The organism is Vannielia litorea (assembly GCF_019801175.1).
GTDB lineage: Bacteria > Pseudomonadota > Alphaproteobacteria > Rhodobacterales > Rhodobacteraceae > Vannielia > Vannielia litorea_B.
The window spans coordinates 1,779,672-1,793,667 of record NZ_JAHVJR010000001.1 but is presented as its reverse complement, the minus strand read 5'-3'; the positions used below and the strand labels follow the sequence as shown (position 1 = coordinate 1,793,667).

General features: G+C 66.8%; 13 protein-coding genes. 4 read left to right on the top strand and 9 right to left on the bottom strand.

Going from position 1 to position 13,996, the window contains the following annotated elements:
- Nucleotides 1-40: 40 nt before the first annotated feature.
- Nucleotides 41-391: a HesB/IscA family protein gene (locus tag KUV38_RS08905; RefSeq protein WP_222469700.1), complete on the bottom strand. Its 351-nt coding sequence runs from the start codon at nt 389-391 to the stop codon at nt 41-43.
- Between the two features lie 187 nt (nt 392-578).
- On the opposite strand from KUV38_RS08905, the gene KUV38_RS08900 reads away from it, so the two are divergent.
- On the top strand, nt 579-1,763 hold the full coding sequence (locus KUV38_RS08900) for a hypothetical protein (RefSeq protein WP_222469699.1): 1,185 nt from the start codon (nt 579-581) through the stop codon (nt 1,761-1,763).
- Between the two features lie 83 nt (nt 1,764-1,846).
- Here the strand turns inward: KUV38_RS08900 and KUV38_RS08895 are convergent, their stop codons facing one another.
- The 6 genes from KUV38_RS08895 to KUV38_RS08870 all read right to left on the bottom strand — a co-directional run bounded on the left by KUV38_RS08895 (nt 1,847) and on the right by KUV38_RS08870 (nt 7,520).
- Nucleotides 1,847-3,049, bottom strand: a complete 1,203-nt coding sequence (locus tag KUV38_RS08895) for a glycerophosphodiester phosphodiesterase family protein (protein WP_222469698.1) — start codon at nt 3,047-3,049, stop codon at nt 1,847-1,849.
- A 106-nt stretch (nt 3,050-3,155) separates the two neighbouring features.
- Complete coding sequence (locus KUV38_RS08890) at nt 3,156-3,518, bottom strand: SUF system Fe-S cluster assembly protein (protein WP_222469697.1); 363 nt, start codon at nt 3,516-3,518, stop codon at nt 3,156-3,158.
- A gap of 210 nt (nt 3,519-3,728) precedes the next feature.
- Nucleotides 3,729-4,055 (bottom strand): DUF6525 family protein, encoded by a 327-nt coding sequence (locus tag KUV38_RS08885; protein WP_222469696.1) that lies wholly within the window; start codon nt 4,053-4,055, stop codon nt 3,729-3,731.
- Nucleotides 4,052-5,266, bottom strand: a complete 1,215-nt coding sequence (locus KUV38_RS08880) for a GTP-binding protein (RefSeq protein ID WP_222469695.1) — start codon at nt 5,264-5,266, stop codon at nt 4,052-4,054. The genes KUV38_RS08885 and KUV38_RS08880 overlap by 4 nt, the downstream gene beginning before the upstream one ends.
- Before the next feature lie 116 nt (nt 5,267-5,382).
- Nucleotides 5,383-6,873: a cardiolipin synthase gene (gene cls, locus KUV38_RS08875; protein WP_222469694.1), complete on the bottom strand. Its 1,491-nt coding sequence runs from the start codon at nt 6,871-6,873 to the stop codon at nt 5,383-5,385.
- Nucleotides 6,873-7,520 (bottom strand): endonuclease/exonuclease/phosphatase family protein, encoded by a 648-nt coding sequence (locus KUV38_RS08870; protein WP_222469693.1) that lies wholly within the window; start codon nt 7,518-7,520, stop codon nt 6,873-6,875. The genes cls and KUV38_RS08870 overlap by 1 nt, the downstream gene beginning before the upstream one ends.
- A gap of 175 nt (nt 7,521-7,695) precedes the next feature.
- Between KUV38_RS08870 and KUV38_RS08865 the strand changes: the two genes are divergently transcribed.
- The 3 genes from KUV38_RS08865 (at nt 7,696) to KUV38_RS08855 (ending at nt 10,973) form a co-directional block, all read left to right on the top strand.
- Nucleotides 7,696-9,669 carry a heme lyase CcmF/NrfE family subunit gene (locus KUV38_RS08865; protein WP_222469692.1) on the top strand — a complete coding sequence of 658 codons (1,974 nt, stop codon included), beginning with the start codon at nt 7,696-7,698 and terminating at the stop codon, nt 9,667-9,669.
- Complete coding sequence (locus KUV38_RS08860) at nt 9,666-10,127, top strand: cytochrome c-type biogenesis protein CcmH (protein ID WP_222469691.1); 462 nt, start codon at nt 9,666-9,668, stop codon at nt 10,125-10,127. Before KUV38_RS08865 ends, KUV38_RS08860 begins: the two co-directional genes overlap by 4 nt.
- A gap of 69 nt (nt 10,128-10,196) precedes the next feature.
- Nucleotides 10,197-10,973 carry an enoyl-CoA hydratase-related protein gene (locus KUV38_RS08855; RefSeq protein ID WP_222469690.1) on the top strand — a complete coding sequence of 259 codons (777 nt, stop codon included), beginning with the start codon at nt 10,197-10,199 and terminating at the stop codon, nt 10,971-10,973.
- 72 nt (nt 10,974-11,045) lie between these two features.
- Here the strand turns inward: KUV38_RS08855 and gltA are convergent, their stop codons facing one another.
- Complete coding sequence (gltA, locus tag KUV38_RS08850) at nt 11,046-12,341, bottom strand: citrate synthase (RefSeq protein WP_222469689.1); 1,296 nt, start codon at nt 12,339-12,341, stop codon at nt 11,046-11,048.
- A gap of 110 nt (nt 12,342-12,451) precedes the next feature.
- Nucleotides 12,452-13,852, bottom strand: a complete 1,401-nt coding sequence (gene gltX / locus KUV38_RS08845) for a glutamate--tRNA ligase (protein WP_222469688.1) — start codon at nt 13,850-13,852, stop codon at nt 12,452-12,454.
- Nucleotides 13,853-13,996: the final 144 nt, after the last annotated feature.

Genomic DNA, 13,996 nt, shown 5'->3' with positions numbered 1-13,996 from the left:
CCTGCAAGCGGGCAGGGTCAAGCGCGGTTTACCGGCCCGTTCACTGGTTTGCGAACTTGATGGACTCGCCGCAGCCGCAGGCCTCGGTCACGTTGGGGTTGTTGAACTTGAAGCCGGACTCGAGCAGCGAGGTCTCATAGTCGATCTCGGTGCCGAAGAGGAACATCTGGGCCATCGGGGCGATCATCACCCGGGCGCCGTCCTGCTCGACCACCTCGTCGTGCTCATCGACGGTGTCAGCATATTCCATCGTGTATTCCATGCCCGCACAGCCGCCTTTCTTGACGCCGATGCGCAGGCCTTCATGGCCGTCACGCGCCATGAGCTTGGCGATTTCCGCCACGGCGCGGGGGGTGATGGTGACGGCTTGCTTGCCGGGAATGCCGAACATGGGAGTGCTCCTTTGAGCCATATGTAGGCCGGGAGGGGCGGCGGCTCAAGGGGGCGCGGCACTGCGAGGTCGGGAACCGAAATGGGCGGATTTCCTCCAATCCGGCCCCGGTTCCGCCTCGCGGATGCCACATTTCTGACGCGCTCGGTTAGTCTCTTCGCCAGAGCAGATTTTCGGAGGACATCCCATGACCAAACCCATCAAGACGGGCTTTGCAGCCCTCGTTGTGGCCGCGATGGCAGCGGCGCCCGTGACCCTTGCTGTCGGTGCGGCGACCGTGCTGAGCGCCGATGCGGCTTGGGCCAAGTCGGACAACGGCAAGGGTGGCGGCAATGGAAATGGCGGCGGCAACGGCAATGGTAACGGCGGCGGCAAGGGCAACAGCGGCAATGCTGGTGGCAAGAGCGCCGAGAAAAGCGGCGGCGGGGCCAAGGCTTCGACAGGCGGCTCCTCCACGCGGAAAGTGGCCAAGACCCGCGACGGGCGGACCATCAAGCGGGTGGAGACCAAGAAGGTCCGGATGAAGGACGGTCGCATCAAGACGGTGCGCACGGTTTACGTGTCGAAAGGCAAGGCGGCGGCACCCGCGGCCCGCAAGGCCGAGCCGAAGGTGGCCAAGGCGAGCGCGACCACTGAGCCGAAGGGCAACAGCTGGAAGACCCGGCTGGAAGCGGGCGAGCTGCGGGTGCATCCCAGCGAGCTGGGGCCGTGGAACTCGGCCAAGCGCAGCCCGCAAGCCATTGCGAACATGGCCGAAAAATTCCGTGAGACCGGCGTGGCCAATGGCGCGGGCGGGATGATCGGCGCGCTCGTGGTGGCCTATGAGGATTACAACACCGACATCGCAGCGGCGAGTGAAACACTTCAGGCGGCGGTCGACGAGGGTGTGCTTACGGCAGAGGCCGCCAATGAGATCATGGCGGGCACCTTCCCGACTGAAGAGGAGCTTGTGGCGGAAGTCGGCGCGATTTCGGACACTTACGAACTGCCCGAGGGCGTGGAACTGAGCCTCGACGGCGGCGTTGTGGGCTGTTCGGACGGCGGCGATGGCGGCTGTGACGAGGTTCTCGAAGGCGAGGACTATGCCGATCTGCAGGCGGAGATCGACTCGATCGAGGCCGATGCGGCGGTGCTGGCTGACGAGGAGCTGGCGGCGTTGATCGACGAGGTCGCCGAGGTCGGGTCTGCGCTGGAAGAGGCGCAAGGCGCTGTTCAGCCACAGAAAACTCCGGAGCTGGCCGAGGATATGCTGGCCGATGTGGAGGAGTTGCTCCAGATTAGCGTGGAGGCGCCCGAAGAGATCACCGCGCCGGAGGAAGAGCCGACCGAAGAGGCCGCTGCAGATGGCGAAGAGGGCAGCTCGGAAGGCTGACACCAGACGCCAGCGTGAAACAGAAACGGGCGGCCCGAGAGGCCGCCCGTTGTGTTTTTGAGGTGTTGGCTAGGCGCCTGTGATCAAAGGCCCATGCAGTTGGCGTAGAAGGTCACGGTGGCGGGCCAGTCGGAGAAAATGCCGGTGACCTCAACGTCTTGCGCCAGCGTATCCACCAGTTCGTAGATGTCGCCGTCATTGTCGGTGATCTCGGTGGTGGAGTTGTAGTACCAGCCGCCGCCGGAGGCGAGGGGGCCGGAGCGCTCGAGCGACCACGTGATGAGGTTGAGGCCCGCCGCCTTGGCCTGCTTGGCGTATTCGGAAGCGGCGTAGGTGCCGTTTTCAGGCGTCACCAGCATGTTCATCGAGGGGGCGAGATACTTCACGCCCTGTGCGGCGAGCTCGGTGAAGTCCTGTTTCCAGGTCTCGGGGTTCTGCTCGTCGAAGCTGTCGTCCGGCTCTACGAGGAAGACAGCCTGCGCGCCGAATTCGGGTTCATTCTCAACCCAGTAGAGCACGTCTTCGAGGTTGAAGCTCTGCGGGAATACGTCGGACGCGGGCACGCCGGCGGCCTTGTATTCGTCGATCATCTTCTGGGCGTAATCGGCCTGAGTGAAGCCGTCGAAGGGCATCTCGACGGAGGGGGATTTCAGCTCGGGGGTCATCTTGACGCCGAGATCCTTGAAGAGCGCGATGGACTCGGCGTGGGTGAGGATCGTGGGCTCCTGCACGTAGAGCGCGGTGCGCCAGCCGGCGATGCCGCCCTGATACTCTTCAGCAGTGGTGGCGGCGCTGTCGGCGCTGTCCATCTTGGGCATCAGGCCCTTGAATTCGCTCAGGGAAATCTCGGAGGTGCGGCATTCGGCAGCGGCCTTGTCCTCGCCCGCGGCGGGGCTGAAGGGGGTGGTGCAGGTGGCGGCGAGGTCGCTCACGAGGATGTTGGTGGTGGTGTGCAGGTCGTTCTGCGCGTGGCGGCAGACCAGTTCCTTGTCTTTGGTGAAGGTCACGTCGCACTCACCCACGCCTGCGCCCTGCGAGGCCCCGGCGATGTAGCTCTCGGCGGTGTGCTCGGGGAACATCATCGGCGCGCCACGGTGGGCGATGGAAAACTCTGTCTTTTCCATCGGTTGGCCGAGGCAGCTTTGCAGCTTGGTCTTCAGTTCGCCCTCGGGCAGCTTGCCGATCAGGTAGGCCGGGCGGGGGCCGTAGCCGGAGAGCGGGGCCTCGGCGAGGGCCGGAGCGGCGGTGCCGAGGGCGAGAAGGGCGAGAAGGGGGGTGCGGCGCATTTTTGCGACTCCTTGGTTTGCGATGGGCGCAAGAAAGGGTCGCCGTGTGACGGCTGCAAAACGGGCAGGTGACAGTCAGGTAAAAACGCGCAAACCTTTGGGCCTGTTACATGAATCCCAGCTCAAGCCGGGCTTCGTCGCTCATCATCTCCATGCCCCAGGGCGGCTCCCAAGTGATCTCGACCTCGACCTGCTTCACGCCGGGGATGGGTTCGATGGCATCGGCCAGCCAACCCGGCATCTCACCCGCCACGGGGCAGCCCGGCGCGGTGAGCGACATGATCACGTTCACCTCGTTCTCGGGGTTGATCTCGATCGTGTAGACCAGCCCCAGATCGTAGATATTGACTGGAATTTCAGGGTCATAGACCGAACGGCAGGCCTCGACCACGGACTCGTGCAGAGGGTGATCGGTCGACGAGGGCTTGATCAGCGGGGTGCCTTCGAGGGGGGGCGTGTCTTCGGGCATGATGGTCCTTGGGGGGTGCTGTTCCTGAGTGTTTACATAGGAGAAAGGGGGCCGCCCGGCAAGGGCAGCGGGGCGGCAGAGTTGCCGCAGCGCGCGGTGGGGCAGGGATTTGGCGGCAAACCGCGTTAACCCCAATAAAAGCTGATGCACAACTGATGCACATTCCATGCACATCCGATGCATACGCGATTTTCTGGGGTGGTGGTTAAGTTAACCCGCCGAGCGCAAAGCCTCCCGCCCGCCCGTGCCGCCGGAAGGGGCCGTGGATGGATGCCCGGTGCCCCAGATGCGGGGTGCATCGCGGGCGAGGAGGCGGGCCTCGATCTGGTCGAGCGTGGCGAGGGCAGCCACAGGGCAGCCGCCGGATCGGGCGAGCGCGGCGCGGAAGGCGCGGTGGACGGCGCGGGCCGACCACGGCAGGGCCGCACCGGCGAGCCAGAGGCGGAGGCTGGGGGGCAGGCGATCGTAATCGCGCATGGGGTTGGCGCCTGCCCGGCGGCGGCGGGGCAGGGCGCTGGCAGCGTTGCGACGGGTCATGCCGGCTCAGGCTGGGCCATGCGCCAGCCGGGGAATGGATCGGGCAGGGTGCTCCATGTGTCGTTCAGGCCGTGGGCCATGGGCATAAGGGCGGCGTTGAGGCGGGCGGTGATACCGGCCTCGTCGAGCCCGGCGCCGATGAAGACCAGCTCCTGCCGCCGGTCGCCGAAGGGCTCTTGCCAGTGGTGGTCGATGTAGCGGCGCGCCTCGGGGTGGGCGGGCCAGCGCTCTTGCGGGACCGAGGCCCACCAGCGGCCCATCGGCCGGACCGAGGAGAGCGCCCCGGCGAGGGAGAATTCGGCCAGCCAGTCGGGGCGCGTGGCGATCCAGAAATGGCCCTTGGCGCGGATCACGCCGGGCAGGGGGCCATTCAGCACAGCGTGGATCTTCTCGGGGTGGAAGGGGGCGCGGGCGCGGTAGGTGAAGGAGCTGACGCCGTATTCCTCGGTCTCCGGCACGTGGTCGGCAAAGCCGTAGAGTTCCTTGGCCCAGAGCGGGTGCTCGTTGGCGGTTTCGAAATCGAAGAGGCCGGTGCCGAGGATGGCGGAGGGGGCGACGAGGCCATAATCCGCCTCGATGATCCGGGCGTCGGGATTGAGGGAGGTGACGATGAGGCGGGCCGCGAGGCGGGCATCTTCGCCTGCGGCAGTGACCTTGTTGAGTACGACCACATCGGCAAATTCGATCTGCTCCACCAGGAGGTCGACGAGGGTGCGCTCGTCTTCCGGGCCGAGGCTCTCGCCCCGGTCGCGCAGGAAATCGTGGCTGGCGTAGTCGCGCAGCAGGTTGGCGGTGTCGACCACGGTGACCATGGTATCGAGCCGGGCGGCATCGGAGAGGCTGGCGCCAGCCTCGTCGCGGAACTCGAAGGTGGTGGCGACGGGGAGCGGCTCGGAGATGCCGGAGCTTTCGATCAGCAGGTAATCGAAGCGGTTCATCTCGGCGAGGCGGCGGACCTCGGTGAGCAGGTCGTCGCGCAGGGTGCAGCAGATGCAGCCGTTGGTCATTTCGACCAGCGTTTCATCGGTGTGGGAGAGGTTGGCGCCGCCATCGCGGATGAGGTCGGCGTCGATGTTCACATCGGACATGTCGTTGACGATGACCGCCACGCGCAGGCCCTCGCGATTGGAAAGGACGGCGTTGAGCAGGGTGGTTTTGCCCGCGCCGAGAAAGCCGGAGAGGACGGTGACGGGGAGGCGGGTATCGGGCATGGGACTCGCTTTGGGTTCTTTTAGATATGTTATAACGTAACAATAATGTAGCGAGACCGAGGGTGCAATGGGGGTGGCGGTGCTTTGGGCGGTTGCACGCCCGGGCGGGCCGGGAGCTACAGAATGGGGCCGATGGTGGCGATGGTGTTCTGCCAGATGCGCTGGGGGAAGGGCCATGCGGCGACGGTGGCGAGGGTGACTTCGCGGGAGCTGGCGAGGTAAGTGGCCTGCCGCTCGGCGATTTGTGCGGTCAGTGCCTCGTCGTGCAGCAGGATGTTGTTTTCGTAATTCAGATCGAAGCTGCGCAGGTCGAGGTTGGAGGAGCCGATGAGGGCGGTGGTGCCATCGAGCGTGAGGGTCTTGGCGTGGAGCAGCCCGCCCTCGAATTCGAAGATCCGGCAGCCAGCCTCCAGAAGCTGGCGGTAGTAGCTGCGGGAGGCGGCGCGGACGATGAGGCTATCGTTCCGGCGGGGGAAGACGAGGGTGGTCTCGACCCCGCGGCAGGCGGCAGCGGCGAGGGCGGAGAGCAGGGTGGCATCGGGGACGAAGTAGGGGGTGGTGATGGTCACACGGGTCTGGGCGGCGGCGAGCAGGGTGGCGAAGACCTGCGGCATGGCGCCGGGCCGGGTGGTGGGACCATCGCCCATGGCCACGGCGGGGAAGCCGGGGGCAGGCTCGGGCTCGGGTTCGGCCTCCGTGGTTCCGGCGAGCACGGCGCGGGCCGGGGCGCGCGTGGGCGCGGGGGCGATGGCGAGCTGGGTGAGGGGTTCGCCGGTGGCGGCCATCCAGTCGGCGGCGAAGAGCAGGGCCTTCTGGGTGACGACGGGGCCGGTGAAGCGGATCATGATATCGACCCAGGGCGCGAAACGGCGCTTGGGGCGAAAGGCCGGATCGGCCGCGTTGCCGGACCCGCACCATGTGACCGCGCCGTCGATCACCACGATCTTGCGGTGGTTGCGCAGGTCGATCCGGGCGGTGAGCAGGGTACGCAACGGGTTGTCCAGCGGCAGCGCGGTGGCGGTGTGGACCCCGGCGATGCCCATCTCCTGCCAGAGCTTGGAGCGGAGCATGGCGCGGGAGCCGAGCGCATCGGCCATGGCGCGGACCACCACGCCACGCCGGGCGGCGCGGATCAGGGCGCGGGCGAGGGCTGTGCCGGTTTCATCCTCCAGCCAGATATAAAACATTACATGGACGTGGGAGGTGGCGGCGTCGATATCGGCCAGCAGGGCCTCGCGACTTTGGGCGCCATCGCCCAGCAGGGTGGCCGTGTTGCCGCTGGCGGTGGTAAAGCCGTTAATCGCGGCGGCGGTGCGGAAGGCGGGGCGGATGTGCGCGGGCAGGCTGGCGGTGGCATCGGCCACGGGGTGGGCGCGGAGCCACTCGTGGAGTTGGGCGAAGATGTAGCCGTCGCGGCGCCGGGCTTCGTGCCCGATATCGACCTCGCCGAAGAGAAAGTAGGCGGCGCTGCCGAGGTAGGGCAGGGCGGCGATGACGACGAACCATGCCATGCGGGCGGGCGGCGAGAGATCATCGCGCAGCAGGATGCGGAGGGTGAAGGCGGTGACGATCAGCCCGTGGAGGATGACCAGCGCGGTGAGCAGCATCAGCTCTCCACCTCCAGTTCGAGCACCACGGGGAGGTGATCGGAGGCGCGGGCGGCGGCGGGGGAGCGGTGGACATGGGCGGAGGCATGGCGCACCCCCTTGAGCGCGAAGCGGTCGAGCGGGGCCGTGGGGCGGGAGGCGTGGAAGCTGGGGCCGGGCGCGATGAGGCGGAAGTGGTCGGAGCCTTCGCCGCGCTTGCGCCACATGTTGAAGTCGCCGCCGATCACCACCGGGCCTTCGGGGAACTTCTCTTCCAGCGTTGAGATCTGGCGGGTGCGGGTGCGCGGTGTCAGCCCGAGGTGGACGCCGACGACCGTCACCCCGCCGACGCGGGCCGAGACCGCGCCGCGCGGCTCCAGCGAGGGCAAGTAGACGCGCTGCGGCCGCTCGGCCCGGAGCCGGGTGAGGATGGCGTTGCCGTGCCAGCCGTGGCTCGCGGGGCGCAGGTTGACCGGCGCGAAGCGGTAGCCCATGTCGCCCAGAGCCTCGGCGGGAAGCACGCCGGCGCGGGTGCCGAAGCGCTTGTCGGCCTCTTGGAGCAGCACAACGTCGGCGTCGATCTCCTCCAGCACGGTGAGGATGCGGGCAGGGTCGCGGCGCCAGTCGAGGCCGACGGCCTTGCGGATGTTGTAGCTGGCGATCCTCACGCGGGGCCTTTCACTGGTGCCGGGTATGGGGCGGGTCTGATCAGGGTGCGCCTTGGGGACGGGGAGTCAATGTTGCAGGTCAATGCGGGGGCGGGGCGGCGGTTCCGGTCAACTCCCTGCGACGGGTGGGCGCAGGGAATTGGCGGCGGCGGGCGGATGGCGTAGAACGGCGGGCATGATAGCTGAGCTTGGCCATTTCGCCCTGATCCTCGCCGCCGTGGTTGCGGTCGTTCAAGCCATTGTGCCCCAGGTGGGCGCGGCAAAACGCTGGGGCGGGTGGATGGCCATGGCCGAGCCTGCGGCGGTGCTGCAATTCGCGCTGGTGGCGCTGAGCTTTGCGGCGCTGACGTGGGCCTTTGTCACCAGTGACTTCTCGCTGCGCCTCGTCACCCTCAACTCGCACACGCTGAAGCCGATGATCTACAAGATCAGCGGCGTCTGGGGGAACCACGAGGGCTCGATGCTGCTCTGGGTGCTGATCCTCGCAGGCTTCGGCGGCGCGGCGGCGGTGTTTGGCGGCAACCTGAGCGACACCTTCCGCGCCCGCGTGCTGGCGGTGCAGGCAACGGTGGGGGTGGCGTTTTACGGCTTCATCCTCTTCACCTCCAACCCCTTCACCCGGCTGGCCAGCCCGCCGATGGACGGGCAGGACCTGAACCCGCTGCTGCAAGACCCGGGCCTCGCCTTTCATCCGCCGTTTCTTTACCTCGGCTACGTGGGCCTTAGCATGGCGTTCTCTTTCGCCGTGGCCGCGCTGATCGAGGGCAAGGTGGATGCTGCATGGGCGCGCTGGGTGCGTCCGTGGACGCTGGCGGCATGGGTGTTCTTGACCATCGGGATCGCGCTGGGCTCGTGGTGGGCTTACTACGAGCTGGGCTGGGGCGGCTTCTGGTTCTGGGATCCGGTGGAGAACGCGAGCTTCATGCCGTGGCTCTTTGCCGCCGCGCTGCTGCACTCGGCCATCGTGGTGGAGAAGCGCGAGGCGCTGAAGGCCTGGACGATCCTGCTGGCGATCACCGCCTTCGGGTTTTCGCTGATCGGCACCTTCATCGTGCGCTCGGGCGTGATCACCTCGGTCCACGCGTTCGCCAACGATCCGGAGCGGGGTGTTTATATCCTTGGCATTCTGGCGGTCTTTGTTGGCGGGGCCTTCCTGCTCTTTGCGGTGCGGGCGGGGGCGATGGAGGCCAAGGGCCTCTTCGCGACCGTGAGCCGGGAAAGCGCATTGGTGATGAACAACGTGCTGCTCTCGGTCGCCTCGTTGCTGGTCTTCGTCGGCACGGTCTGGCCGCTGATCGCGGAGCTGGCGCTGGGCAAGAAGCTGAGCGTGCAGGCGCCGTTCTTTGACACCGCCTTCACACCCTTCATCGTGGGGCTGGCGGTGATCTTGCCGGTGGGGGCGATGCTGCCGTGGAAGCGGGCCAAGCTGGGGCGGAGCCTGCGGGCGGTGGCCCCGGCGGCTGTGCTGGCGCTGGCCACATTGGGCCTTGTCTGGGCGGTGCAGAGCGGGCGCAGCCTGCTGGCGCCGGTGGGCATTGGCCTTGCGGTCTGGATCGTGGCGGGCGGCGTGCTGGACCTGATGAGCCGCACCGGGCGCGGGCCGCTGGCGGGCCGGATGGGCCGGCTGGCGCGGCTGCCACGGGCCGATTGGGGCAAGTTCGTTGCGCACTCGGGCCTTGGGGTGACGATCCTCGGGGTGGCGGCGATCACCGCGTGGCAGGTGGAAGACATTCGCGTGGCGCAGACAGGCCAGCCCTATGAGGTGGCGGGGTTCACCATCGAGCTTCAGGGCGTGGAGCGGGTGCAGGGGCCGAACTACTTTAGCACCATGGCGGAGATCGCGGTGCGCCGGGAGGGCGCGGAGATTGCGGTGCTGCACCCGGAAAAGCGGGTTTACCCGGTGCAGGCGATGCCGACCACGGAGGCGGCCATTCGCAACGGCCTCTGGCGCGACATCTACGTGGTGATCGGGGATGAGCAGGCAGCAGGCGGCTGGGCCGTGCGCACCTATATCAAGCCCTTCGCCAACTGGATCTGGGGCGGCTGCATTTTGATGGCGCTGGGCGGGTTCATCTCGCTCTCCGACCGGCGGTTCCGCCTTGCGGCGGGCGCGCGGCGGGCGCGGGCCGAAGGGGTGCCGGCGGAATGAGGCGGGCAGGCTGGCTCATCGCGGCGCTGTTTGCCCTGGCTCTGCCGGCCTTGGCGCTGGACCCGTCGGAGATGCTCGACGATCCGGTGCTGGAGGCGCGGGCGCGGGGGCTGGACCATGAGCTGCGCTGTGTGAAGTGCCAAGCCGAGTCCATCGCCTCCTCCAATGCCGACTGGGCGCGGGACGCCCGGCGGGAGGTGCGCGAGATGATCGCGGCAGGCGCCACAGACCAAGAGGTGCGCGACGCTTTCCTGCGCAATTACGGGGACTTCGTGCTGATGAACCCACCCGCGAGCGGGTGGAACCTGATCGTCTGGCTGGCTGGCCCGGCGCTGCTGCTGGCGGGGCTGGGCGTGGTGATTGCGGCCCAGAGGCAGCGCAATGCTGCCCGCGGCCCCGAGGCGCTGGACCCGGAAGAGGAAGCCCGGCTGAAGGAGTTGCTCGGCGAGGACGGGTGACGCAGTGTTTGGGCTTTTCTGAACCGGCAAGTTCAGTATCCTGCGGCGGAAACCTCAGGGAGCCCGGACATGATTTACGAAGCGATCCGCTACTCGGTGCGAGACCACGTGGCGGTGATCACGCTGAACCGCCCGAAAAAGATGAACTGCCTCGACACCCAGATGCGGGCCGAGATCCTGCACGCGCTGAAGGCGGGCGAGGCGGAGGCGCGGGTGATCGTGTTGACCGGCTCCGGACCCGCCTTCTGCTCGGGGCAGGATCTGGGCGAGGGTGCCTCGATCAGCGATGCCGACATGGAGCGCACGCTGATCGACGAATACGAGCCGATGCTGAAGGCGATCTACGAGTGCCGGGTGCCGACGATTTCAGCCGTGAACGGCCATGCGGCGGGGGCCGGGGCCAACCTTGCGCTGGCCGCCGATGTGGTGATCGCCGCGGAGAGCGCGGTGTTCCTGCAGGCCTTCGCGCGGATCGGCCTGATCCCCGATGCGGGCGGCACGTGGTGGCTGCCGCGTCAGGTGGGCTTTCCGCGCGCGATGGGGGCGGCGCTCTTTGCCGAGCCGGTGAGCGCGACTGACGCCGCGCAATGGGGCATGATCTGGGAGGCGGTGCCGGACGAGGGCTTTGCTGACCACTGGTGGAGCCGCGCCCAGCACCTCGCCGCCGGGCCGACGCTGGCCTACCGCCAGATCAAGCGGGCACTGCGCGGGGCCTATGACAACAGCCTCGAAGAGCAACTGGCGCTGGAGGCGAAGCTGCAAGGCAAATGCGGCAAGAGCCGGGATTTTCAGGAGGGTGTGATCGCCTTTCTGGAGAAGCGGCCGGCGAAATACGAGGGGCGGTAGGGCGCCCCTGACCCGAAAAGCAAAGGGCCGCCCGGTGGGGCGGCCCTTGTGTTTTGTGGCGGTGTGCCGCGTTCAGCGGTTCTCGACCTCGACGTAGTCGCGGAAGGGGGCGCCGGTGTAGAGCTGGCGGGGGCGACCGATGCGCATGGTTGGATCTGCGAGCTGCTCTTTCCACTGGCTGACCCAGCCCACGGTGCGCGAGAGCGCGAAGATGGGGGTGAACATCGAGGTGGGGAAGCCCATCGCCTCGAGGATGATGCCGGAGTAGAAATCGACGTTCGGGAACAGCTTTTTCTCGGCAAAGTAGGGGTCGGCCAGGGCCTGGGTTTCCAGCTCCTTCGCCGTCGCCAGGATCGGGTTGTTCTCGACGCCCAGCAGATCGAGCACCTCGTCGGCCGATTGCTTCATCACCGTCGCGCGGGGATCGAAGTTCTTGTAGACGCGGTGACCGAAGCCCATGAGGCGGAAGGGATCGTCCTTGTCCTTGGCGCGGGCGATGAACTCGGGGATGCGATCGGGGGTGCCGATCTCTTTGAGCATCTCGAGGCAGGCCTGGTTGGCGCCGCCGTGGGCCGGGCCCCAGAGGCAGGCGATGCCGGCGGCGATACAGGCGAAGGGGTTGGCGCCGGAGGAGGAGGCCAGACGCACCGTGGAGGTGGAGGCGTTCTGCTCGTGGTCGGCGTGGAGGGTGAAGATCCGGTCCATCGCGCGGCTCAGGATCGGGTCGACCTTGTACTCTGCCGCGGGCACCGCGAAGCACATGTGTAGGAAGTTCTCGGCATAGGTCAGGTCGTTGCGCGGATACACGAACGGCTGGCCGATGGAGTACTTGTAGGCCCAGGCTGCGATGGTCGGCATCTTGGCGATCAGACGGTGCGAGGCGACCTCGCGCTGATACGGGTCCGAAATGTCGGTGCTGTCGTGGTAGAAGGCGGCCATTGCGCCGACCACGCCCACCATGACGGCCATCGGGTGCGCATCACGCCGGAAGCCGCGGAAGAAATACTGCATCTGCTCGTGCAGCATGGTGTGGTGGGTGATGGTGTGCTCGAAGGTTTCGAGCTGCTCGGCGGTCGGCAGTTCGCCGTAGAGCAGCAGGTAGCAGACCTCGAGATAATGCGATTTGGCGGCCAGTTGGTCGATCGGGTAGCCGCGGTGCAGCAATTCGCCCTTCTCGCCGTCGATGAAGGTGATGGTGCTCTCGCAAGCGGCGGTGGAAGTGAAGCCCGGATCGTAGGTGAACACGTCACCCTGGGCGTAGAGCTTGCGGATGTCGATCACGTCCGGCCCGGCGGTGGGCGAATGGATCGGCAGCTCGATCGACTTGTCTTCAAACGTCAGCGTCGCCGTCTTGGAGGTATCTGCCATGAAGGTCCCTTTCGGTGGTCACTCACGCAACGGACCCTTGTTTTCAAGGGCCCGGGCGCGGGGTTGTTCCTCTCATATCGGCGACAGAGTTAGCGCGGAGTTAAGCGCTCTCAAGTCGCCGCGTCTTGCAGCCGTGCCAAAGTTTCGGCCCGGCCGATCACCAGCATCATATCGAACACACTCGGCGTTGCCGTGCGGCCGGAAAGCGCCGCGCGGAGGGGGCCTGCAAGCTGTCCGAACTTGCTGTTCTTACTCTCTGCGAACTCGCCAAGAGTAGCCTCCAGCGCCTCGCGGTTCCAGCTAGCATTTTGCAGGTGCGGCGTCAATTCCGACAGTATACCACGGGATACCGGGTCGAGAACCTTCGCCGCCTTCTCGTCGGGAATGAAGGGCCGCTGGCCGAGCACGAAGGCGGCTTTTTCGAGCAGTTGGGGCAGGGTGCGGGCGGAGGGCTTGAGGCAATACATCGCCCGCAGCAGGCCGTCCTTCTGGGTTTCGGTCAGCTCCTGGGCCTCGATGGCGGTGAGGTAGGCCTCGATTTCGCCCATCAGGTCCATGTCGTCCATCGCGGCGATGTGCTGGCCGGAGAGATTGTCGAGCTTCTTGAAGTCGAAGCGGGCGGCGGCCTTGTTGATGCCGTCGAGCGAGAACCACTCGCGGGCCTGCTCGTCGGTGAAGAACTCGTCGTCGCCGTGGCTCCAGCCCAGACGGGCGAGGTAGTTGCGCATGGCGGGGGCCGGATAGCCCATCTTCTGATACTCCTCCACGCCGGTCGCGCCGTGGCGCTTGGAGAGCTTCTTGCCGTCCGGGCCGAGGATCAGCGGCAGGTGGGCATAGACCGGCAGGGGCCAGCCCATCGCGGTGTAGATGTGGCACTGGCGGGCGGCGTTGTTGAGGTGGTCGTCGCCCCGGATCACGTGGGTAACGCCCATGTCGAAATCATCCACCACCACTGCGAGCATGTAGGTGGGGGTGCCATCGGAGCGCAGCAGGATCATGTCATCGAGCGTGGAGTTCTTGAAGGTCACCGTGCCCTGCACCGCATCCTCGATCACCGTGTCGCCCTCGCGCGGGGCCTTGAGGCGGATCACGAAGGGGGCGTCGGGGTGGGTGGCCGGATCGGCATCGCGCCAGGGCGAGAGGTAGAGGGTGGAGCGGCCCTCGGCCTTGGCCTCTTCGCGGAAGGCGGCGATTTCATCCTGCGTGGCAAAGCACTTGTAGGCGGTGCCAGCGGCGAGCATCTGGTGGGCGACCTCGGCGTGGCGCTCGACCCGCTCGAACTGGCTCACGGCGTCGCCATCCCACTCCAGCCCGAGCCAGCGCATGCCGCCATAGATCGCATCGGTCGCCTCGGGGGTGGATCGCGCCCTGTCGGTATCTTCGATGCGCAGCAGGAACTTGCCGCCCATCTTGCGGGCGAAGATCCAGTTGAACAGCCCGGTGCGGGCGGTGCCGATGTGCATGGTGCCGGTGGGCGAGGGGGCGATACGGGTGACGACCTGGGCAGGCATGTCCGAAGGCATGGGGCGCGTTAACCTTTTGTAAAGGATGATTTGTATAGCTGGTCCCCGTGTATGCAATCGGCTCAGGCAGGGCAAGGCCACCACTTTGGGGGAGGCTGGCGCTGCCGTTCCTTGCCCAACGGGGGCACCTGC